Annotated in this window: 18 protein-coding genes; 4 read left to right on the forward strand and 14 right to left on the reverse strand. The window is 64.2% G+C overall.

Annotated features, from left to right (window positions below; all coding sequences use genetic code 11):
• Window position 1: 1 nt before the first annotated feature.
• The 9 genes from NZ993_05055 to NZ993_05095 all read right to left on the reverse strand — a co-directional run bounded on the left by NZ993_05055 (window position 2) and on the right by NZ993_05095 (window position 12,775).
• Window positions 2–3,067: a UvrD-helicase domain-containing protein gene (locus NZ993_05055; protein ID MCS7155157.1), complete on the reverse strand. Its 3,066-nt coding sequence runs from the start codon at window positions 3,065–3,067 to the stop codon at window positions 2–4.
• A 30-nt stretch (window positions 3,068–3,097) separates the two neighbouring features.
• Complete coding sequence (locus NZ993_05060; GenBank protein ID MCS7155158.1) at window positions 3,098–6,679, reverse strand: T9SS type A sorting domain-containing protein; 3,582 nt, start codon at window positions 6,677–6,679, stop codon at window positions 3,098–3,100.
• Between the two features lie 16 nt (window positions 6,680–6,695).
• Window positions 6,696–7,094, reverse strand: a complete 399-nt coding sequence (locus NZ993_05065) for a hypothetical protein (protein ID MCS7155159.1) — start codon at window positions 7,092–7,094, stop codon at window positions 6,696–6,698.
• Window positions 7,066–7,539: an SUF system NifU family Fe-S cluster assembly protein gene (locus NZ993_05070; GenBank protein MCS7155160.1), complete on the reverse strand. Its 474-nt coding sequence runs from the start codon at window positions 7,537–7,539 to the stop codon at window positions 7,066–7,068. The genes NZ993_05065 and NZ993_05070 overlap by 29 nt, the downstream gene beginning before the upstream one ends.
• A 35-nt stretch (window positions 7,540–7,574) precedes the next feature.
• Window positions 7,575–8,828, reverse strand: a complete 1,254-nt coding sequence (locus tag NZ993_05075) for a cysteine desulfurase (protein ID MCS7155161.1) — start codon at window positions 8,826–8,828, stop codon at window positions 7,575–7,577.
• 79 nt (window positions 8,829–8,907) lie between these two features.
• Complete coding sequence (sufD, locus tag NZ993_05080; GenBank protein ID MCS7155162.1) at window positions 8,908–10,173, reverse strand: Fe-S cluster assembly protein SufD; 1,266 nt, start codon at window positions 10,171–10,173, stop codon at window positions 8,908–8,910.
• A 14-nt stretch (window positions 10,174–10,187) separates the two neighbouring features.
• Window positions 10,188–11,600, reverse strand: a complete 1,413-nt coding sequence (gene sufB, locus NZ993_05085; GenBank protein ID MCS7155163.1) for a Fe-S cluster assembly protein SufB — start codon at window positions 11,598–11,600, stop codon at window positions 10,188–10,190.
• Window positions 11,601–11,632: 32 nt separating this feature from the next.
• On the reverse strand, window positions 11,633–12,403 hold the full coding sequence (sufC, locus tag NZ993_05090; protein ID MCS7155164.1) for a Fe-S cluster assembly ATPase SufC: 771 nt from the start codon (window positions 12,401–12,403) through the stop codon (window positions 11,633–11,635).
• Window positions 12,404–12,556: 153 nt separating this feature from the next.
• A complete protein-coding gene (locus NZ993_05095) occupies window positions 12,557–12,775 on the reverse strand; it encodes a DUF2905 domain-containing protein (GenBank protein MCS7155165.1) in 219 nt (72 codons plus the stop codon).
• Between the two features lie 169 nt (window positions 12,776–12,944).
• On the opposite strand from NZ993_05095, the gene pdhA reads away from it, so the two are divergent.
• Genes pdhA through NZ993_05115 form a run of 4 tightly spaced genes read left to right on the forward strand, consistent with a single transcriptional unit; the run spans window position 12,945 to window position 17,931 of the window.
• A complete protein-coding gene (pdhA, locus tag NZ993_05100) occupies window positions 12,945–14,030 on the forward strand; it encodes a pyruvate dehydrogenase (acetyl-transferring) E1 component subunit alpha (protein ID MCS7155166.1) in 1,086 nt (361 codons plus the stop codon).
• Window positions 14,031–14,046: 16 nt separating this feature from the next.
• Complete coding sequence (locus NZ993_05105) at window positions 14,047–15,027, forward strand: pyruvate dehydrogenase complex E1 component subunit beta (protein MCS7155167.1); 981 nt, start codon at window positions 14,047–14,049, stop codon at window positions 15,025–15,027.
• Between the two features lie 12 nt (window positions 15,028–15,039).
• Window positions 15,040–16,263, forward strand: coding sequence for a pyruvate dehydrogenase complex dihydrolipoamide acetyltransferase (locus tag NZ993_05110; GenBank protein ID MCS7155168.1), 1,224 nt, complete (start codon window positions 15,040–15,042; stop codon window positions 16,261–16,263).
• A gap of 30 nt (window positions 16,264–16,293) precedes the next feature.
• On the forward strand, window positions 16,294–17,931 hold the full coding sequence (locus NZ993_05115; protein ID MCS7155169.1) for an NFACT RNA binding domain-containing protein: 1,638 nt from the start codon (window positions 16,294–16,296) through the stop codon (window positions 17,929–17,931).
• 1 nt (window position 17,932) lies between these two features.
• Here NZ993_05115 and NZ993_05120 read toward each other — a convergent pair whose 3' ends face one another.
• The 5 genes from NZ993_05120 to NZ993_05140 all read right to left on the reverse strand — a co-directional run bounded on the left by NZ993_05120 (window position 17,933) and on the right by NZ993_05140 (window position 22,112).
• A complete protein-coding gene (locus tag NZ993_05120; protein MCS7155170.1) occupies window positions 17,933–18,694 on the reverse strand; it encodes a TPM domain-containing protein in 762 nt (253 codons plus the stop codon).
• The gene (locus NZ993_05125) at window positions 18,695–19,291 is read right to left on the reverse strand and encodes a LemA family protein (protein ID MCS7155171.1); all 597 of its coding nucleotides are present in this window, start codon (window positions 19,289–19,291) and stop codon (window positions 18,695–18,697) included. It lies immediately after the preceding gene.
• A gap of 60 nt (window positions 19,292–19,351) precedes the next feature.
• The gene (gene speB / locus NZ993_05130) at window positions 19,352–20,254 is read right to left on the reverse strand and encodes an agmatinase (GenBank protein MCS7155172.1); all 903 of its coding nucleotides are present in this window, start codon (window positions 20,252–20,254) and stop codon (window positions 19,352–19,354) included.
• Window positions 20,255–20,328: 74 nt separating this feature from the next.
• Window positions 20,329–20,874, reverse strand: a complete 546-nt coding sequence (locus tag NZ993_05135) for an arginine decarboxylase, pyruvoyl-dependent (GenBank protein ID MCS7155173.1) — start codon at window positions 20,872–20,874, stop codon at window positions 20,329–20,331.
• 65 nt (window positions 20,875–20,939) lie between these two features.
• Window positions 20,940–22,112, reverse strand: a complete 1,173-nt coding sequence (locus tag NZ993_05140) for a serine hydrolase (GenBank protein MCS7155174.1) — start codon at window positions 22,110–22,112, stop codon at window positions 20,940–20,942.
• Window positions 22,113–22,147 lie beyond the last annotated feature (35 nt).

The following is a 22,147-nucleotide window of genomic DNA, read 5'->3' on the forward strand; positions in this document are numbered from 1 at the left end:
GCTAGGGCTCCACGTAAAGCAGGCTCGTTCGGATCGGACGATCCGGCCAAAGCGCGCGCACCCAGCGGGCGTACTCGGCGATTTGCGCCGCATCCTCCGGGCGCGGGGCGCCGGTTTTGAAGTCCAAAACCCAGATACACTCCGGATCGCAAACCAGACGGTCGATGCGATGCAGGCGGCCCTGGGCGTCGAGCAGCTCCAGTTCCGTGTAGACGATCCGATTCGGGCGCCACCGGAAGTGCCCCTGCACTTGGGGCCGCTCCAAAAAACGGAGCAGGCTGCGCCGGGCTTCTTCTCTCCAGCAGGCCCACTCCGGATGTTGGCTTAGCACCTCCTCGAGGGCCCGCTCCAGCTGCGCGACCGGATCGGCGGTCAAAAACCGGATGCGGGCCAGCACCGCATGCCAGCATTCACCCCGCTCGGCTTCCCGGCGATCCGCGGTCAGAGGCCGCTTGGGTAGATCCAGGGAACGAGGCGGCGGCCAGGGTGTAAATTGCGCCCCTCCAAGGGCGAGCTGCGCGGGCGCAGAGGGGCCAGTGGGCGCGCCCAGCTCCAAATCCTCCGCGGGCAAAAACCGCCCCAGATCTCCGCCGGCCTCCAACCAGAACACGTGCAGCTCGGAACCGGCGCGCGTTAAGGCCACGTACAGCCGGCAGAGCGAATCGATCGTGGCCGTGGCGCGGCGATGCAGATAAACATCCTTAAGCGCGGGATCGGCATTGGCGACGTCCGCCGATAGGTACCATAGCCGGATGCCGGAATCGGGATCCGACGGGATGGAGCCCGGATACTGGGGATCGGCCGGAGGCGGCAGATCGGGCCAGTAAAGCAGCACCGCGGGGAACTCCAGGCCCTTGGCCTTGTGCACGCTCATGAGCGTGACGGCCTCTAGGCCCTCGGCCACGGGCACGTCCCAGTCCTCATCCTCGGAAACCTCGGAGGCGCGCTCCAGAAAATCCCGCAAGCTGCCCTGACCGTCCTCTTCGAAGCGGCGCACGACCTCCAGCAGCTTAGCCCACGTGGCCGTCTCCTCAGCATGGCGCCCAAGTACTCCCCAGCTCTGATACAGCTCCACCAGCAGCTCGTAGACGGGCAGGTAGCCCACGCGACTGAAGGGGCGCTCGAAGTAGCGCGCCCAGAGCTCTGGGTAGCGTTCCCGAAAGGCGGTATACAGGGGGCTCGTTTGGCGGTGCTCCCGCAGAAAAGCCCGCACTTGTTCCAGTTCGAGCTCCGGCGGGCGCAAAGGACCCAGCAGCACGCTGGCGAAGGCCAGATCCTTAATCGGAGAGTCCAGAAATTCCAGGAGCGCAAGCAGCGCGCGCACCACGGGCCTTTGGCGCACATCCAGGCTCGAATGGGAAACAAACGGGATCTCCGCTCTGGCCAGCCAGGCGCCCAGCTCGAGCACGTCCTGATTGCGCGGAGCGAGCACGGCGATTTGGCTCCAGCCATAGCCCCGCGCGCGAAGATCTTGCAGTGTCCTCAGAAGCTCGCGGCTCGGCAGCGCAGCGCCCTCCGCTTCGGGCTCGAAGACCTCGGCGTCCGCGCGCTTCGGCACGGCGAATCGGCGAAAGCGCACGTATCCAGCCTTCTCGCGGCCCACTCGCACCTGCTGGGCCGCCCGATGTAGCCCGCTAGCCTCCCAATAGAGCGGCAAGAACGGGTTTTCGGAGGCCAGGGCCTGCACCCGGCGGGCGGCGGCCTCTTCGAAGACCTGCTCGACGAACCGAACTATCCAGCCGTCGCTTCGGTAGTTGACGGTCAACTCCTCGCGTTGGGTGGGGGCGGAGGGAAAGACGTCGTGCTGGCGCATATGCGCCATAATCTGCCAATCGCCGCCTCGAAAGCCGTAGATGGCCTGTTTGGTGTCGCCGACCAAAAACAGGCTTCCGCCTCTGGCCAGCGCCTCCTCGATCAGGGGGCGCAGCGCGGCCCATTGGATCGGGGCGGTGTCCTGAAACTCGTCGATGAGATAGTGGCTGATCCGATCGCCCAGCCGAAAATAGATATCCGGGATCACCTCCTGCCGAAGCAGCTGCAGCAACAATGCGGTGGCCTCGGCCAGGTGCAGGCGGTCCTGGGTGCGCTCCAGTTCGCGCATTCGGCGCCGCAGCTGCCCATAGAGGGTTACGTACGGCGCATAGCGTGCAGCGGCCAAAAAGCGCGCATAAAGCCGGCGTAGCTCGCCTAGGCGCTCCTGCAGGGGCGCCATGTCGACCTCGGCCTCTTCGGATCGGGGCCCCTTTTTGAAAGCCCTTTGCGCGGGCTCGCGTTTTAGGAGGGCCTCTAGATCTCCTGTTTTTAAGGCCCGAACGAGCTTTTCGAAGTTCTGCGCCGCGGCTACCCCCCGCTCAGACCAGAACGCAAGGCGCTGCGCTATGGCCTCCGCCAGGGCGCGGAGTTCCCCTCGGAGCGCCTCCGCGGATCCCTCTGGAGCGATCGCAAGAGGTTTTTCCAAAAGCCCGGCCAGCCGCTCATGGATCCGGATCAGTTCCCGTTCCAGTTCAGCCTGGGGGCTCCAGGGGTAGCGTGTGCGCGTTTCCTCCATGAGGCGCAGGACGTGCTCCAGGGTTCTGGCCTCGGTTCGGCTCCTGAGGGCTTGTTCCAGGTACCCCCTGAGGGCCTCTCGGAGCAGGGGCCGGGGATCCAAGGCGAGCTCCAGCCCGGGGTTTAAGCCGAACTCCAAGGCGGTGGCGCGCAGGAGCCGGCCCAGGAAGCTATCGATTGTGCCCACCTGGAGCTCCCCGTACCTGTCCAAGAGCGCCTCCAGGAGCGCGCGCGCACGATCCCGCCATTCCTGCTGGGTCCATTCGGGCGCGCCTTGCGGCGGAAAGGCCTCTTGGAGCGCGCGCAGCCAAGCCGCATCGCCCCCGGCGACGCGTTTAAGCCACTCCAGAAGCCGGCGTCGCAGCTGTCGCGCGGCGTTGTTGGTAAAGGTAATGGCTAGAACGTGAGCTATGTCCCCGTAGGGCACCCGGGGATCTAGGAGCAGCCACAACAGCCGACCCGTAAGCCGATGGGTTTTGCCCGAGCCAGCGGAGGCGGAGACGAAGCGAAATTCGGACATAGCGCGCCGGCCTGCCGAGCGAACCGGGCCCTATGGAAGGCGAATCAGCTTCTGCGCGCGCACGGCCTCGGGCGTACGCAGCCGCACTAGATACAGGCCGGCGGCTAGCGAGGCGCCCTCAAGCCCCACCTGGTAGCGGCCCGCCTCTAGCGGGCCTCGGAAGAGCGCGCGCAGCAGCCTTCCGGAGGCGTCGAAAAGCTCCAGATGCACCTCGGCCGCACGAGGCAATCCGAAGCGTACCACGGCGTAGGCCTGGAAGGGGTTCGGAAAGACAGGGGCGAGCTCGTAATCTGCGGGCCGGCCGGAGGCCTCCGCCGACACCACCGGTGGGGCCTCCAGGCGAAACATCCAAATCGCAGACCACGCCCCTGGTCCTTCGGGGGCCAGGGCGCGCACGCGAAGGTGATACAGTAGCCCGTAGGTGAGCCCCTCAGGACGCCAGCTGGGAGCCGACAGCACGGCATCCACCAGCAAAGCGGCGAAATCCGCATCTCGGCTCACCTGCAGCTGATAGCCTGAAGCACCCGTTACGGGGCTCCAGCGCAGAAGCTGGCGCGGATCTAGGTGCGGCTCCAGTCCGGCCGGGGGTTGCCAGCTGGGCGGTTCTAGCTGCGTCGTGAAGCGGCCCACCGCGGACCAGGGGCTTACGCCGTCGGCGTTTCGGGCACGCACGCGCCAAAAATACGTCTGTCCATGTGCAAGATCCGGCGCCCGGACGGAGGGTTGGCTCAGAAGGCTATCCTGCCAGATCACGGACTGGAAGCGCGCTTCGCGCGCGACCTGCACGTGATACCGGGTCGCCCCGGCTGATGGCGCCCAGGCGAGGCTCACAGGCAGAGGCACGGCGCCCGCGCCTATGGGGGGGCTCATCAGGTCCGGGGGGCCTACGACGGTGGTGAAGGTGCGCACAGCCGACCAAGGCCCCGCCCCCCGAGGGCCCAGGGCGCGCACACGCCAAAAGTACGTGGTGAAGTGGCGCAGGCCGCTAAGCGCATAGCGCGTTTCGGTCCAACCGGATCGGCTGAGCACGGGGCTCATGAAACCGGGATCCGGGCTAACTTGGACTTCGTAGCTGAGGGCACCCGATACGGGCCGCCAGATAAGCTCCAGGCGCACGGGGTGTCCGGCCGAATTCGGAGCCGGGTGAAGGAGCTCTGGCGCCCCAAGCGGCGCAGCTGGACCCGGATCCACATACGCGGCGTAGACCCCGTTGCCATGCGTGGCCACGGCCACAAACCCGTCTTCTGGCCGGGCGGCGAGCATGCTGACGACCACGTTGCCGATTGTGCGCGCCCCTTCTTGGCGCCACACGGTGTTTCGGCCCTCCAAGGCCTCGGCGCTGTATAGGCCGGTGCTTGTGCCCACAAGATAGAAGGGGCGCCCCGCTCGGCTCGTGATCACGGCCCAGCGCACCGAGGGGCCGCTGCCGGAGCCATCCGGATGTTCCTCTAAGTTTCCGGACACGTCCATCCAGGTGCGCCCTCCGTCGGCGGTGTAAAAGAGGCTAGGCACCTCGTAGTTGGAAAACACCACAAGCAGGCGATCGCCATTTTCGGGATCCGGAGCAAGCGCGCTCACGTAGGCGCCCCTCGGAAACTGGGGGCCTGTGATGTCAACGGGCCGCGAGCCGGGCTCATGAGCGCGATCCAACCGAAACAGGCGTCCGGTGCTGGTGCCGTAGTAAACCCGATGCGCGGGCTGCGCCGTAGGGGCCAGGGCCGTGATCACGCCTTCTGAGACGTAGGTTGGCTCCAGCGCGGTCCAGTTCGTAGAGGCCGGTTCGCTACGGAACATGGGGATGGCCGTCACGTTCTCGTTGCGCCACAGCACCTGCCCCCCGGCCACGTAGAACACCCGGTCGTCGTTGGGATCCAGGGCAAATGGGTTAATGAACAGATATCCCGCCCCGCCGGCCGGATCTATGCGGGTCCAGCCTGTCTCCCGGCCGGAGGCGTCGTAGGTGATGCGGTATGTGACGCCGTTTTGAGCCGATACGTAACGGGATAGCCCGTCGCGCGAGATGGCGCAGTACGCCCCATCGCCACCTAAGACGGAGCGCCAGGGCGTTTGTCCGTCGAAAGAGCTCGTGGCCCAGGTGCCGTTATCTTGCATTCCCCCGATGAGCAGGGGATCTGCTGGGACAGGCCGCAGGGCTATGGTGTAAAATTGGGTCGTCAGATAACCGTTGTTTAGCGAGGTCCAGCGCACCGTCGAGGCTAAGCAATCATCGGTGCGGTGCACCCCTCCGTCGGAGCCTGTATAAAGCACCCGGGGATTAGAGGGACGAAACTGCAGGGCGTGTTGATCCGGGTGGTGGTTCGGATATAGCCCGGAGCCGGAGGGGGCGTATCCGCCGATATGCGTAAAGCTATTGGGCTCGGCAAAGCCGTTAAGGGATCGGTACAGGTTCGTGCCGCCGATGAAGACGACGTTGGGGTCATCGGGTTTGACGGCGATGACAAGATCGTAGCTGCCTTGGGAGTCGAAGGTTCGGGGAAGGTTGAAGGAGCGATTCTCCCAGCGTCCTCCGGAGCCGCTTCCGTCTCCGGAAAGGTAAGTGTACCGCCACAGGCTGTGGCCGTTTACCCCTGAGCCGGGGGTTTCGGCCAGGAAGTAGACTATATTGGGATTCGAGGGCGCGATCCCGATTACGATCCGGCGGTAGTTCGTCGGCCATCCGGACGGGGTGATGGGGGTCCAGTTGACCCCGTCAGGGGAGCGCCAGATACCCCGCGAGGGGCTCTGGACGTTGGCTATGCTAGAGGCCTCTCCCAAGGTGGCGTAAACCACCCCTTGCGGGGTGACGGCCACGTCCGTGTGTAGCGAGGAGGGCTCCTGCGCTCCGAGCACGGCGGTCCAGCTTCGACCCCCATCTAGGCTACGGAAGATGCGCCCGTAGGTGGCCGCATACAGCTCATCTTGGGCCCAATTCGAGGGATCTACGGCCAGGTTCCAGACGTAGTCGAAAGGCTGATCGAACGCATGCGGCCGGCGTGTGGAGGTGCTCTCCAGCACACGCCAGGTCCTGCCCCCATCGACAGAGCGAAAGATCCCATCTCCCCGATACGGGGCCCCGCCTCCTCGGGCCGAGTTGCCCACCAGTTCGCCTGTGCCGTAATACCAGATGTGCGTCTTGCCCGGACGGGGGTCCTGCACGATGCAGGTGATGCTGTGCAGGTCCTCCGGATCGGTGACCTTCGTCCAGCTCTGCCCTCCGTCGGCGGAGCGCCACAGGCCCCCGGACACCCCTCCGGCTAGCAGCACGTTTTCGTCGGTGCGGTCGATAGCTAGGGCCCGCGTGCGGCCGCCTATGTTGATCGGCCCCCGGTGGGTCCAGGACAGGGCGACCGGATAGGGGCCTTTGCGGAAGGACTCCGCGCGGGGTAGCTGCTCGGCAAAAGCCAGCTCACGGGCGCGTATGTCATCCGGGATGCGGCCCGTGCGGGGGTTGCGCAGGCGCATCCACTCCCAGCGAACCCGAGCTTCGGGATCTTCGGCCGGATGCTCTAGGGCTTCAAGAGGAGGCTTGGGGGGGATGAGGAGGGAATCGGATCGCCCCCCCAAAACACAGCCCAAAGCCCCCAAGTACAGCACCAGCTTTTTGCCGCGCATGCTCACCTCCCGCCGCCTACGAGCGTCGCCGGGCCTCGAGCAGCCGGTACCGATCCGCCGGAGGCGCGCCCTCTTCAAGCGCCTCAAGCTCAACTTCCCAGCGCTCCCCCGAGGCGGGCTGGCCAAGGGAGGAGGGCCAAGGAAGACGCAGCCGGACCCCCTGGGCGATAGGAGCCGGAAAGGCCATTCCATAGCCCAGGACGCGTTCTACGCGCATCGTGACCATCCATTGGCCCGCCGCCTCCGCCTCGACGCGCTCCAGCTGCCCAAGCAGCCGGCAGCGACCGGGGGCGAGGGGCTCAGAGAACAGGGGCGAGGCGGGTTGCGGTCCTGAGGCCAAACAACCCCACAGGAACCCCCCCACCGCCAAAGCGATCCCCAGGACGCTAACAAACTGGACCCCGAGGCGGTTCATCCGGCAATGCCCTGGGCGGCTCTGGATGCTCCAGCGCTTGCTTAAGCGTGTTCCAGGCCAAAGTAGCGCATTTGACGCGCATAGGGAAGCGCCCTACGCCCCGAAGCAGACGCAGCTCGCCGAGCGCCGGAGGCAAGTCGGCTTGCTTGCCTGTTACGAAGGCCTTGAAGGCTTCGATAAGCTGCTGGACCTCTTCAAGGGAGCGCCCTTTGACGTGTTGGCTCATCAGGGAAGCCGAGGCGATCGAGATCGCGCACCCGTAGCCGCGGAAGCGAAGCTCCTGGATGCGGCCATCGCGGATCTGGAGCAGCAAAACGATCCGATCCCCGCAAGACTGGTTGTAGCCCTCCTCCACAAGGTCGGGCTCGGGCAGGTCGCCGTAGTTGCGCGGCTTGGTGTAATGCTCCAGGATCAATTCGGAGTACAGTTCATTTAGCGCGTCCATACTTTGCCCCCGGCTCGTCCAAGTGCGGTCGCGCTTTATGCGCGCGCTGAGGCCTTAAGTTCCCGTTCGACCAGCGGACTGAAGAGCTGGGCGGCTTTGCGCACGGCCTCTAGCAGGAGCTCCAGCTCCGAGTCCGTGTTGTAAAAGTAAAAACTCGCCCGCGTCGTGGCCTCTAGGCCCAGCCGGCGCATGAGGGGCTGGGCGCAGTGATGACCAGCCCGGACGGCCACACCTTCGCAGTCCAGCACGGTGGCCAAATCGTGCGCGTGCACACCGGCCAACACGAAGGAGACGACCCCAGAGCCCGCTTTCGGCCGATATACGCGCACACCCGGGATTTGCCCTAAAGCCTCAGCGGCCCGATCGGCCAACGCGCACGACCAAGATCCGATAGCTTCCAATCCGATGGCCTCCAGATAGGCGATCGCGGCCTCTAGCCCTACAGCCCCCGCCATGTGAGGGGTGCCGGCCTCGAATTTATGCGGAAGTTCGGCGTACGTGGACCGGTCGATCCAGACCTCGTTGATCATGTCCCCCCCACCCAGAAAGGGCGGCATCGCCTCCAGTAGCTCCGGACGGCCGTACAAGACCCCGATACCCGTGGGGCCGCACATCTTATGCCCGGAGAAGGCGTAAAAGTCCACTTCGAGCTCTCGCACGTTTACGCGACAGTGGGGGACGGCCTGCGCCCCGTCGACGAGCACCACGGCCCCGCAGGCGTGCGCGACGCGGACGATCTCGGAGATGGGGTTTACGGTGCCCAGCACGTTGGAGACGTGCGTGACGGCCACTATGCGCGTGCGAGGCGAAAGCAACTGCAGAAATGCGTCCCAGTCCAACTGGAGGTCTTCGCGCAGCGGCACGGCCCGAATGCGCGCGCCCGTGCGCTCGGCCACCAGATGCCAGGGCACGAGGTTGGCGTGATGCTCCATCTCCGTTAACAGGATCTCGTCGCCTGGCTTAAGCCGGCTCAACCCCCAACTATAGGCCACGAGGTTGATCGCCTCCGTCGTGTTGCGAGTGAAGATGATCGCCTCTGGACCGGGAGCCCCGATGAAGTCGGCCACGCGCCGGCGGGCGCGCTCGTAGGCTTCTGTTGCCGCCTCGGCCAGTGCGTAAGCGCCCCGATGCACGTTGGCGTTCTGGGTCGTGTAGAAGCGTTCGATGGCCTCCAGCACGGAGCGGGGCTTCTGCGTGGTGGCGGCGTTGTCCAGGTACGCCAAGGGCTTTCCCCCGGGCGGATGCGTTAGCAGGGGGAAGTCCTCTCGGATCCGTTCGACGTCGAGCATGTGGGTGCTCCTTTCTAAAGAACAAAAGCGGGGGTGCGCCGCGTGCGGCGTGCACCCCCGCCATAAGGGCTTATCGCGTTTATGCCGACCGGAAGACGATCGCTTCCAGCTCGTCTAGAATCTCCTGCCGGACGCGTTCAATCGGGATGCGCTCCAGCACCTCCTGCAGGAAGCCCAGCACGATCAGGTGCTCGGCCTCTTCGCGTCGCAGCCCTCGGGCCATCATGTAGAACAGGTGCTCCTCATCGACCGGCCCCAAGCTGGCCCCATGGGTACAGCGCACATCATTGGCCTCGATCTCCAACATCGGGATCGAGTCGGCTCGAGCCTGCCGGCTCAGGAGCAGGTTCCGGTTGGCCTGATAAGCGTTGGTCTTCTGGGCCTTGGGGTGCACGCGGATAAGACCGCTGTAGACGGATACGGCATGGTCGCGCAGCACGCCCTTGAACAGGAGATCGCTCATGGTATGCGGGGCCACGTGGTCCTGCAAGGTATCGTGTTCGATGTAACGGTCGGCGTCGGCCACGTAAAGCCCCAGCAAATCCGCCGCCACGCCGGGCTCAAGCAGGTGCCCCCGGACGGCGACCCGGCTCAGACGAGCCCCTAAGGAGACGTTAACCCATCGGACGGCCGCATCTCGGTGCGCGTGCAGGGCGCGCGTGCTAAAATCCAGCACATGCGCCCCCCAGCGCTGAATACCCACGTATTGGACGGAACTGGAGGCCTCGGCGAAGATCTCCACGATCCCAGAGGTCAGCGCGGACCGCTCTAGACTGGGACTTCGCAGCTCGTCGATCACGACCAACCGGGAGCCCGGTGCGGCGATCAGCAGGGTGTAGGGGAAAAGGGCCACGCCGGGCTCGGTGAACTCCTGCTCAAGCAGGATGGGTTCGGGCACCTCGACGCCCTCGGGCACATAAATGACCACCCCGCCGAGCCGAAAGGCCGCGTTCAGGGCGGTCATCCGATCTTCGTGGGGCTGCACGGCGCGCTGAAAGTAACGGGCCAGCAGCTCGGGCATCCGCTCTGTAGCGGTTTCAAGATCCAGCACCACCACCCCGCGGGGCAGCTCGGAGCCCGACTCTTCTATGGGCATCCCGTTGCGCAGCCGAAGCCGCGCCCGCCGGCCCTCAAAGCGGGGCGCATCCGTGGGCAGCAGCACCTCAAAAGCGCGCCAGTCTAGCTCCAAGCGTCGGCTGCGCAGCTGAGGCAACGGAAGCGCCTCCAGGGCGTCGAAAGCCTGGCGGCGTTTGGCGCGCAGCCAGGCCGGCTCCCGAAGCCGATCCGATAGCTCCCGCAGCGTCTGGACCTCAGGGGCGCGCTTATCGAGCAAAAGGGCGGACATCTAGGCTCCTCTCCTTATCCAACGGATCCCTCCATCTCCAGAGCGATGAGCCGGTTCATCTCCACGGCGTACTCCATGGGGAGCTCCTTGACGATGGGCTCGATGAAGCCGTTTACGATCATCGTAACGGCCTCCTCTTCAGAAAGCCCCCGGCTCATCAGGTAGAAGATCTGCTCATCGCCCACTTTGGAGACCGTGGCCTCATGGCCGATGTGCACGTTTTGCTCCTGGATCTCCATCGTGGGGTACGTGTCCGTTCGCGAAACCTCATGCAGCAGCAGGGCGTCGCAAGAGACGTTGGCCTTCACGTGCTCGGCGCCCGGATAGACCTTGAGTAGACCTCGGTAGCTAGCCCGGCCCGTGCCCTTGGAGATCGACTTGGACTGCACAAGCGAAGTCGTGTGCGGGGCGCGGTGGACCATCTTGGCGCCCGTATCCTGGTGTTGGCCGTCTCCGGCGAAGGCCATCGAGAGCACCTCGCCGTGCGCGCCCCTGCCCAACAGGTAAACGGCCGGATACTTCATCGTGACCTTGGAGCCGATGTTGCAATCGACCCACTCCATCGTGGCCTCTTCGTAGGCGAAAGCGCGCTTGGTGACCAGGTTGTAAACGTTATTGGACCAGTTCTGAATCGTGGTATAGCGCACTCGCGCCCCTCGCTTGACGATGATCTCCACCACGGCCGCATGCAGGGAGTCCTCCGTGTAGACCGGGGCCGTGCAGCCCTCGACGTAGTGCACAAAGGAGCCCTCGTCGGCGATGATGAGCGTGCGCTCAAACTGGCCCATGGCCTCCCGGTTGATCCGGAAGTAGGCCTGCAGGGGAAACTCCACGCGCACGCCCGGGGGCACGTAAATGAAGGTGCCGCCCGACCAGACGGCTGAGTTCAAGGCGGCGAACTTATTATCGGCGATCGAGACCACGGTGCCGATATACTCGCGCACCAGGTCTGGATAGCGCTGCACGGCCTCATCGGTGGAGCAGAAGATCACGCCCATGCGGGCCAGATCCTCCCGAACGTTCGAGTACACGGATTCGGAATCGTACTGGGCCTCCACGCCGGCCAGGAACTTGCGCTCCGCCTCCGGGATGCCGAGCCGCTCGAAGGTGCGCTTGATGTACTCCGGGACCTCATCCCAAGAGCGGGCCGGGCGGTCCGTGGGGCGCGCATAGTAGACGATCTTGTCGAAATCGACCCCCGAAAGGTCCGCCCCCCAAGTGGGCATGGGCTTTTTACAGAAGATCTCATAGGCGCGAAGCCGAAACTGGCGCATCCATTCGGGCTCGTTTTTGATCGCGGAGATCTCCTCCACGATGCGACGCGAAAGCCCTCGAGGGGCCTCATACACGTAGATGGCTTCGTCCCGAAATCCGTATCGCTCGGCGTAATCTTCACGCAGCGTCTCAAGCAGCCTCGTCTCGCTCATCGCGGGATCTCCTCAAACGATTTAGCCTCGCTTTAGGCTGCGGCCGTGGACTCCAATTCGGCCCGCAGCCAGTCGTAGCCGCGCGCCTCCAGCTCCAGGGCGAGCTCTGGACCTCCGGAGCGCACGATGCGGCCATCCATGAGCACGTGCACGAAGTGCGGTTGGATGTAGTTCAAAAGCCGCTGGTAATGCGTGATCACCAGCACGCCCATGTCCGGACCGGCCAGGGCGTTTACCCCATCGGCCACGATGCGCAAGGCGTCGATATCCAACCCCGAATCCGTCTCGTCCAGGATGGCCATTTCGGGCGCTAACAGGCTCATCTGCAGGATCTCCATGCGTTTCTTTTCCCCTCCGGAGAAGCCCTCATTAAGAGCCCGAAAAGCGAAGCTGGGATCGATGCGCAGCTGCTCCATCTTCTCGTTTAAGATGAGCCCGAACTCATACGGACCATAGGGCTCCAGGCCCAGCGCCTGCCGGCGGGCGTTGACGGCCGCGCGCAGAAACTTCGAGACCGTAACCCCGGGGATCTCCTGCGGATACTGAAAGGCCAGGAAAAGGCCCAAACGGGCCCGCTCGTCAGGCTCAAGCTCCAAAACGTTTTGCCCTTTGAAGTAAACCTCTCCGCCCGTGACCTCATAGAAGGGATGGCCCATGAGGGCGTAAGCCAGGGTGCTTTTACCCGATCCGTTGGGCCCCATGATGGCGTGGATTTCGCCTTTGTTAACGGACAAGCTCACGCCCTTAAGGATTTCATTGCCCTCAACGGAGACGCGCAGATCGCGAATGTCCAGATCAGCCATGGCGAATATGCTCCTGTGTTACGGTACTGCAACCCGCTCGTACAAGTTCGATGTCAAACCCCCAGAACGTCGAATGCTTGATCAAAGATCCGCCTCCGGTAGGATAAAGTCAAACTTAGACAGCATCCAAATTAAGCCGCTAAAATGGCGGCCTTATCGTCTTCCGATCATGTTGAGCAGCAACGTGAGCAGGATACTCAACAGAAGCGACGTCCCCAGCAGGATGGACAGACGCCAGCCCGGACGCTCAATGTGGATATCCCCGGGCAGATTGCCAAACCAGGGCAAACGTCCCAGCAGCCACAGTAGCGATCCCAGGGCCACCAGGCCCAGCCCTATCAGCACGAGGGTCTTGCCGAGCTGTTCGGACATCGCTTCTTGAGCCTCCTCGAAAACGACCAGGCTCGGTATCGAGTTCCCCGAACCGGTTCGGCCAAGCCCCCTCCGTAGGCAAACCGGCTTTCGCTTTGTCAACTGTTCTACTATTTTTGTTTTTGCACACGAGCCATCCATCGTGCCAGCACATAGCAGGAAAGCGGCCATGACAGACGGAACGCCTACGCGCACGCAGGCCCAGTTCGCCTCCTCGCACACAGCCGAGCTAACCCCCTCCTTGGTCGGGGCCACGTATTCGCATCGGGACATCGGCCTATCGGATGAGCAAGTCCGGGCCATGTACCGGCTTATGCTGCTCCAGCGGCGCTTTGAGGAGGCCGCGGCCAAGGCCTACGGGGAGCGCAAGATCTCAGGTTTCCTGCATCTGTACATCGGACAAGAAGCCGTATCAACTGCGGCGGAGTTCGCGATTCGGCCCGATGATTACGTGATCTCCGCGTACCGGGACCATGGCATCGCGCTGGCCCGAGGCGTAAGCGCGCGCGCCTGCATGGCTGAGCTTTTCGGCAAAGTTACGGGCTGCAGCCGCGGCAAGGGCGGTTCTATGCACTACTTTTCCAAAGAGCACAACTTCTTAGGGGGGCATGGCATCGTAGGCGGGCAGATCCCGATCGGCACCGGCGTGGCGTGGGCCATCAAGTACCGCGGGGAAGAGAGGGTCTGTCTTACCTTCATGGGCGACGGGGCGGTGGCGCAGGGAGTTTTTCACGAATCGCTCAACATGGCCATGCTGTGGCGGCTGCCCGTAGTCTACATCATCGAAAACAACGAATACGGCATGGGCACGGCCGTCTCGCGGGCCCACGCCACCCCGGATTTGGCGCGCCGAGCCCTAGCCTACGGCATGCCCAGCGCCCAGATCGACGGCATGAACGTCTTCGAGGTCTACCGGGGCGTTAAGGAAGCCGTTGAGCGCGCCCGACGGGAGCATATGCCTTCCCTGTTGGAGGTGAAAACCTATCGTTACCGCGGGCACTCTATGTCCGATCCCGGCACATATCGGACCAAAGAGGAAGTGGAGGCCCATCGCAAACGGGATCCTATCGTAAACCTTCGCCACTACATGCTAGAGGCCGGACTGGCCACGGAGGCAGATCTAGAGGCGATCGAACGCGAAGTGCGCGCCGAAATCGAAGACGCCGTGGCCTTCGCCGAGTCCAGTCCGCTTCCTCCGATCGAGTCCCTGTATGAGGACGTCTACACCGATCCCGATTATCCGTTCTTAGCCTAAGCAAAAAGGTGGGTCGATGGCGATCATGGAGTTCCGAGAGGCCATCCGTTTGGCCATGATCGAGGAAATGGAGCGCGATGAGCGCGTCTTCCTCATGGGCGAGGAGGTCGGCCTCTACGACGGCGCCTACAAGGTGAGCAAGGGCATGCTGGAGCGCTTCGGCCCGATGCGCGTGGTGGACACCCCGATCTCGGAGGCCGGCTTTGCCGGAATCGGCATCGGGGCGGCCATGGTGGGGCTGCGGCCTATTATCGAGTTTATGACTTGGAATTTTTCCCTCGTGGCCATGGATCAGCTCGTCAACCACGCGGCCAGCATCCTGTACATGAGCGGCGGGCAGTTTCCGATCCCGATCGTCTTCCGCGGACCCAACGGGGCGGCGGGCCAACTGGGGGCCACGCATTCTCGTTCCTTGGAGGCCACCTATGCGCACTGGCCTGGCCTTAAAGTGGTAACCCCTTCGACCCCTGCCGACGCCAAGGGGCTTCTGAAGTCCGCCATTCGGGACGACAACCCTGTTCTGGTCCTGGAAAGCGAACTCATGTACAGCATGAAGGGCGAGGTGCCCGAGGATCCGGACTTTCTCATTCCGCTGGGCGTGGGGGAGATCAAACGCCCCGGCCGCGACGTGACCGTGGTGGCGCATTCGAAGAGCTATCACCTGGCCCGGATGGCCGCTCAAGAGCTGGAAAAAGACGGCATAGACGTCGAAATCATCGACCCCCGCACGATCCGGCCCTTGGATATCGACCTTATCGTGTCTTCGGTCAAAAAAACCAACCGGCTCGTTATCATCGACGAGTGCGCCCCCTTCGGGGGCGTGGCCAGCGAGATCGCCTATCAGGTGCAGCTGCGCGCCTTCGATTACCTGGACGCGCCCATCGTGCGCATCACCACCAAGGACACGCCCGCCCCATACGCCAAGAATCTCTACGAGTATTGGATGCCGCGCCTGGATGAGGCGATCGAGGCCATCAAAAAGGTGCTTTACCGCTAAAGGAGGCTGGGCATGGCGATCGTGATCCGCATGCCGAAGATGAGCGACACGATGGAGGAGGGCGTGCTCGTCGCTTGGCTTAAACGCGAGGGAGAACGCATAGAACCCGGAGACGTGATCGCCGAGGTGGAAACGGATAAGGCCACGATGGAGCTGGAGGCCTTTGACTCGGGAGTGCTGCTTAAGCAGATCGCCCAACCCGGGCAGGCCATCCCCCTAGGCGGTGTGATCGCCATCTTGGGCGAGCCTGGAGAGGACATCTCCGCGATATTGGCCGAGCTAGAAGGCGCCCCGAAGGCCCCGGCTCCGGGTCTGGCTGCGGAGGCGGACTCGGAACCGAGCCCGCCTCCCGACGGAAGAGCGGCACAGCAAACGTCCCCCGAACGCATCAAAGCCTCTCCCCTTGCGCGCCGCATGGCCCGCGAAGCCGGCATTCCGCTGGAGGCCATTTCGGGCACGGGCCCGGAGGGCCGCATCATCAAGCGCGACGTCGAGGCCGCCGTGGCGCGGCTTCGGGAGCTGGTGCCGCAGATCGAAGAGGCGCCGGCCCTGAAGGCCGACTTTGAGGCCATCCCGATTAGCCCGATGCGCAAGACCATCGCTCGACGCCTCGGCCAGAGCGTGAACACCGCTCCTCACTTCTACCTGTCCATCGACGTCGACGCCCAACCCTTGCTTGCGGCCCGAGAACGGCTTAACGCGATCAGCCCGGTGCGCATCTCCGTAAACGACTTCATCACCAAGGCCTGCGCGCTGGCGCTCAGGCGGCATCCGGAGATCAACGCCTCGTGGGCCGAGACGGAGATCCGCCGCTACCATGCCGTCCACATCGCCATCGCCGTCGCAATCGAAGAGGGGCTGGTAACGCCGGTCATCCGAGACGCCGATCGCAAAGGCATGGCCGAAATCGCGCGCGAGGCACAAGCGCTCATCGACCGCGCCCACAACCGACAGCTTAAGCCCGAAGACCTGGAGGGGAGCACGTTTACCACCTCCAACCTGGGCATGTTCGGAATCGAATCCTTTACCGCCATCATCAACCCGCCTAACGCCTGCATCCTGGCCATCGGGGCCATTCGGGATGTGCCCGTGGTGGAAGGCGACCGGGTGGTCCCCGGAAAGCGGATGCGCCTTACCCTCTCATGCGACCACCGGGTGGTGGACGGGGCCATGGGGGCCCGTTTCTTAAACACGCTAAAGGGCCTTCTGGAAAACCCGCTGGCCATGCTTCTGTAAGACCCCCCTGAAGCGGGCGCCTCGGCGCAGATGCATGCGAGCTACTTCACCCTGCGCGCCTGGATCCAAGAACTGCGGCCCCTGCTGAGCGGAGCCCTGCTGGAGGAGGCCTTCACGCAGGAGTCAGAGGAGCTGCGCCTGATCTGGGCGCTTTCGGATGGCGGTACGCTTACGCTTCGCTTCTGCCTGCATCCGGCCCGGCTGTACGCCGCCCCACGTTGGGGGCGCGATCGCAGGCGGCGCAACGTAAAGGGCTTCTTTCAGAGCCTTTGGGGGCTAAGTCTTTCGGAGTTGTTCATAGCCGAGCGGGATCGCCTGCTGCACTTCGTCTTCGATACCCCACAGGGCCCCCTGCGGCTGCATGTGCACCTGTATAGGCAAAACGGAAACGTCTTTCTGGAGCAGGAGGGGATCGTTCAGGAGGCTTTCCTGCAGACTGAGCTTTGGCGCGCTCGGCCATGGCCCGGGGCCAAACCGGCTTCGGATCCCCAGACGTACGAGGCGTTCGCCTCCGCCTTCTGCGCCGAACCCGGGGAGGCGCAACGGGCTTTTCAACGGGCTGTGCCCCTGGCGGATCGCCTGATCGCGAAGGAAGCCCTCTGGCGTGCGGGCGTGGATCCGGAACAGATACGCCCGGAGGCGGACGAAAGCGTGCGGCGCATCTGGCTTGCCTGGTGCGCGCTGCGCGAGTCGTGGCGCTTTCCGGAGCCCCGCATATACGCGCACGCAACGGGGCCTTACTTCGCCCTGGGGCCTATGCGGCACCTGGAGGCCCAGGGAGCCCATCCGGAGCCCTTCGACTCCGTGGGAACTGCCCTGCAGGCCTTTGCGGGGCGGTTTTGGGAGCGGCTGGCCTTCCAGGGGCTTTTCTCGGAGCTCGAGGCGCGCTTGGCGAGGGAACTTAGCCGCCTACAGGCCGCCGAGGAGGCCTTAACGCGGGAACTGGGCGAACCGGATCGAAGCGCACGTTACGCGCAATGGGGGCATCTGCTGCTCATCCACGCGCAGGCACTTCCTAGGGGCTTAGAGGAGGCTGAGCTGGAGGACCTCTTCTCAGGGGGCCGGACGCGCATTCCCCTAGATCCGCAGCTGTCGGCATCGGAGAACGCCCAGCGCTACTACGAGAAGGCGCGCCGGGCTCAGGAAGCGCGCCTACAGGCCGAAAAACGATTGCTTGCGGTGCGCGCGCGGCGCGCGACGCTGCAGGAGGCTCAGCTTGCGCTGCGACGCTGTCGAACGGTCCGGGACCTAAAACGCTGGATCCGGGCCCACGCAGAGCGAGAGGAGGGCTCAGCGAAGGCGCTTCCGTTCCGGCGCATTCCCTTAGGAGAGGGCTACGAGGCGTGGGTGGGTCGGAGCGCCAAGCAAAACGAGCTGCTTCTGAACCGCTATGCCCGGCCTCATGATCTGTGGCTGCACGTTCAAGGCCTATCAGGGGCCCATGTTATCGTAAAACGGACCCAGGCGCAGAAAGCCCCGCCGCACAAGATCATACAGGCGGCCGCCGAGATCGCAGCCTACTTTAGCCAGGCCCGGAAGGCCGAGCGCGTTCCGGTTTGGGTGGCGGAACGACGCCATGTGCGCAAACCCAAAGGCGCTCTCCCTGGGCATGTGCTCCTGGAGCGCGGGCAGACGGTGTTCGTCAAGCCCCGACCTCCGGAGCCCTGATTTACCAGCTCCCTCCGGCCCCGCCGCCCCCGAAACCGCCTCCGCCGCCGCGAAACCCCCCACCGCTGAGGCCACCTCCCCGCCCGCTCCATGCGCCCCATCCGCCGGGGATGAAGATGGGCCCTCCATGCCAATAGCCTCGCCTTCGGCGGTAGGCTCTCCCTTCGCGCCCGCCGTCGGAGAAAAGCACAAAGGCGAGCGCGATCATGATGATGAGCACAAGCAACGCGATGCGGTTCAGATCGGGATCCGCATCCGGAGGCGCTGGAGGAGCCCGAAAGGCGCCTTGCGTGGCTTCAAACAGGGCGTCTACGGCGCGATCTAATCCCTCATAATAGGCCCCGCGCTGAAAGGCCGGGCGCAGAATGTGGCGGTATATGCGGAAGGCTAAGGCATCCGGCACGAGGCCCTCCAGGCCGCGGCCGATGGCGATGAAGACGCGCCGGTCGCGCACGGCGACCAGGATCACCGCGCCGTTGTCGTAGCCCCGCTGGCCCACACCCCAACGCTGACCAAGCTCCGTGGCGAATTGGGCGATTTCCCACTGGCCCACCGTGGGCACGGTCACGATCACGACTTGCGTGGAGGTGCTGTCCGCGTAGGCGCGCAGTTTGGCCTCCAGGCGCGCCTCTTGGTCCGGGCTCAGGATTTGCCCCCAATCCGTCACCCATCGGCCTGAGGGCTCCGGTATGGGAGGTTGCTGCGCCCAGACGGCCCGTCCAAGAAGGCCGCACAGAAGCAGAGGTCCGCACAGGATGCGCATCTAAAACCTCACGCGCGGGGCCACCTCGGCGCCGGCTTGCGCCTCAAAGCCCAGACGGGGCCGAAACCCCAGAGGAGCCGCCACGAGCACCGTGGGAAAGCGCCGCACGAGGGTGTTGTAGCGCTGCACGGCCTCGTTGTAGCGCTGTCGGGCCACGTTGATGCGGTTTTCCGTGCCCTCAAGCTGGGCCATCAGCGTCAGGAAGGTCTCGCTGGAGCGCAGCTGCGGGTACTGCTCCGCGACCACAAGCAGACGCGAAAGCGCGCCCGATAGCTGCGCCTGCGCCTCCTGAAAACGGCGCACGGCCTCGGGATCCGATAGGGACTCGGGGCCGAGGCGCAACTGGCCGACCCGGCTGCGGGCCTCGGCCACGCCCAGAAGAACCTCGCGTTCTTGAGCGGCAAAGCCCCGAACCGTCTCGACGAGGTTGGGCACCAGATCCGAACGACGCTGATAGGCGCTTTCTAGATCGCTCCAGGCCCGGTTGACCGTCTCTTCGGCCTCGACAAGGGCGTTGTAAGCCCCGCAGCCGACGCATCCTCCCAGCCCCAGTAGGGCCCCCAGAACCAGCAAACCCCAGAGCGCAACATGACGCATCCGTTGGCCCTCCTCGCTTTCGCCTGCGGCTCTTTATAGGCTCTCTTCCCACGGAGAGGGCTATCGCGCAAAAAGATAGCCCAAGGTCTTGTGCACGATCTCGGCTGCCGTGTACGTGGCATACCACAGCTCCGGACGCGGAGCTAGCTCGACGAAGTCAAACCCCACGACCTGTCGGCTTTGCGCCACGGCGCACAACAGAGCCGTAAGCTCGGCCCAGGAGAGCCCGTTGGGCACGGGCGTGCCCACAGCGGGCAGAATCGAGGGGTCGATCCCGTCGGCGTCGATGCTCAGGTAGACGCGCTCCCCCAAATGCTCCAGCACCTGTTCGATCCAGTCCGGCTCGCGCTTAAGCGCGTGCGCATACCAGGTTCGAATCCGGGGCTCGGTGCGAGCCCATTCGGCCTCCTGGCGGCATTGCGCGCGCACCCCCACCTGAGCCAAGCGGTCCACGCCGGGGACCTCGAGCACGCGCGCCATGACGCAGGCGTGGCTATAGGGGTTATCTTGATACTGCTGGCGCAAGTCCGAGTGCGCGTCGATTTGCAACACCGAGATCGGCCCCAAACGGGCGGCATAGGCGCGCACAGCCCCTAAGGTGACCGTGTGCTCGGCGCCCAGGAGCACGACGAATTTACCCCGGTCCAAAAGCTCCCCGACGGCCTCTTCGACGAGCTCGACGGCCTCGGCATCGTAGCGCCCGGTGAAGTCCAGCGGCTCCAAGGTGGCGATCCCGCCTGCGCGCTCGTAGATCTCAACCCCAAACTCCGCGTCGTATAGCTCCAGCTGGGCCGAAACTTCGATAATGGCCCCCGGCCCGGCAGCCGAACCGGAGACGAAGCTAGAGGTGTGCTCATATGGGGCGGGCAGTACGACGACGCGCGCCCGTGCAAAGTCGGCGGCCTCCGGGGGAGGGGCCAAAAAAGCGCGCTCCGCGGGCACGGGGATGGGTATCCAGCGCATCGGGATTCCTCTTCAGACGAAGACCCCCGTGGCCCGTCGGGACCCACGGGGGAATATATCCATAAACGACACGATCAGGGAATGAGCACGGCGGCTGCGATGACGGTTTTCCACCGACCGTGTTTGTCGCCTTCGGCCGTCTGCACGATGTGCCGGGAGGTGACGATCTTGCCGCTGATCTTCCAGATCTCCTCTTTCTCATCCCAACTCTGATCGGGATCGAATTCCACCCCTAGGATCGTGGCCAACATCTCGGCGGCTAAGTCTTCAGCATACTCACCGGCCACCTTGGCCGTCTCCCCGTAGGAGTGGTGCTCAGACAAGTACCCGAAGTGCGTCTTATCGGCCGGAAGCGCAAGCCCGATGGCCGCCGCGATAAGCCGGTTGGGCTCGTTGGTGGCGGCCTCGCTCATCACCACGTGCACGATCTGGCCCGGCTTGAGCTCCTTTAAGCCCTCTTGGGGGGAGACGATTTTGCATCCGGGGGGGAAGATACTCGAGACGCGTACCAAATTGAACTGCGCGATGCCGGCTTTGCGAAGGGCCATTTCGAAGCTGGAGAGGCGTTCTTTGTGCACCCCAACGCCCTTCGTAAAGAAGACCTTGCGGGGTACGTACAACGGCGGAGCCCTCCTTGTTTTGAAGAACGCGCAAACTTCCGGAACGAGCCGCTGATATGCAACCCCTAGGGGAGGGCGGCCAAAAAACGCAACAACCCGCTATAAAGCCCCAAAAAGCGAACCTCATCTAGAAGGCGCTCGTCGTTCCACGTGGCGATTACCGTAAAACGCCGGCCGTCGGCGCGCAACAGCCGAGCCGATAAGTTCAGCACGCCGGGCTCCGATCCGCCTTTAAAAGCCACCGCAGCCCAATCCGCGCGCCGAGCCGGACCCGGATTGATCCCCATTATAGGCAGCTCGGCCACCTCATCGAGCAAGGCGGCCAGCTCCCGGGCTGAGAAAAACCACTCCACATCCAAGGCGACAGGACCGGAGCTAAACAGGGTCTCATCGGGCAGAGGGCGTTGGGCAAGTTCACGGAGGATGGCCCTTTTGCCCGTCTCGTCGGATCTGCGGAAACGCTCTAGCCAAGAACGGTTTGCGGGGTTTTTGAGGGCAAAGGCCTCTCGAGTGTTTAAAAAAGGCCGGTTTCGGTTGGCCAGACGCTCCACAGGCTGGCGCCCCAGAAGAGCCAGCAGGTGATCGGTGGCGGTGTTATCGCTCTGCGCTATCATGAGCGCCGCTAAGCTGTACAGCGTAAGGGGCGCTCCCTCGGGCCAATCTTGTAAGATCCCGGAAGGCAGGCTTTTGTGGGCGGAGGCTATAGGCACCAGCTCTTCCCACCGGCGACGGCCCGAGGCAACCTCCCGCGCCAGGGCCGCTAGCACAGCCACCTTGAAAGCCGAGCCCACGGCAAGCGGCTCCTCCGCTCGCAACACAAGCAGATCCTGATCATCCCGACGCACAAGCAGCGCCACGCGGCCGGGCAAAGCCCGAAAGGCTTCTAGCCATCCCTCTAGGGTCGTGGCCTTGGGATATGGAGGCTGAAACAGAAGCCCGCTGATGCGCCCCTGCGCACCCAAGACCATGCGCGTAGGCACCCAGGCCCGCTCCAGCTCCACCTCGTATTCCAGGCCTCTTCCCCGGACCGCAACCCAAGATCCATACTGCCGGCGCAGCTCCCGAACGATAGCTTCAATCTGCGCTATCGGCACTTGGGCCAGCAGCGCCGGCTCAAACCACTCCGCCTGCATGCGCTCTTCGGTAAAAAGCCGCTGCAAGACCTGCTCGGGCTGCTGAGCCCTGACAGGCGCGCCGAACACCCCGAACAGGACCGACAGCAGCAGCAACCTAGGCATAGCGTCGCCTCCTTTTTCGGATGCGCGCAAAGATA

It is taken from the genome of Bacteroidota bacterium (assembly GCA_025059945.1).
Classification (GTDB): domain Bacteria; phylum Bacteroidota; class Rhodothermia; order JANXDC01; family JANXDC01; genus JANXDC01.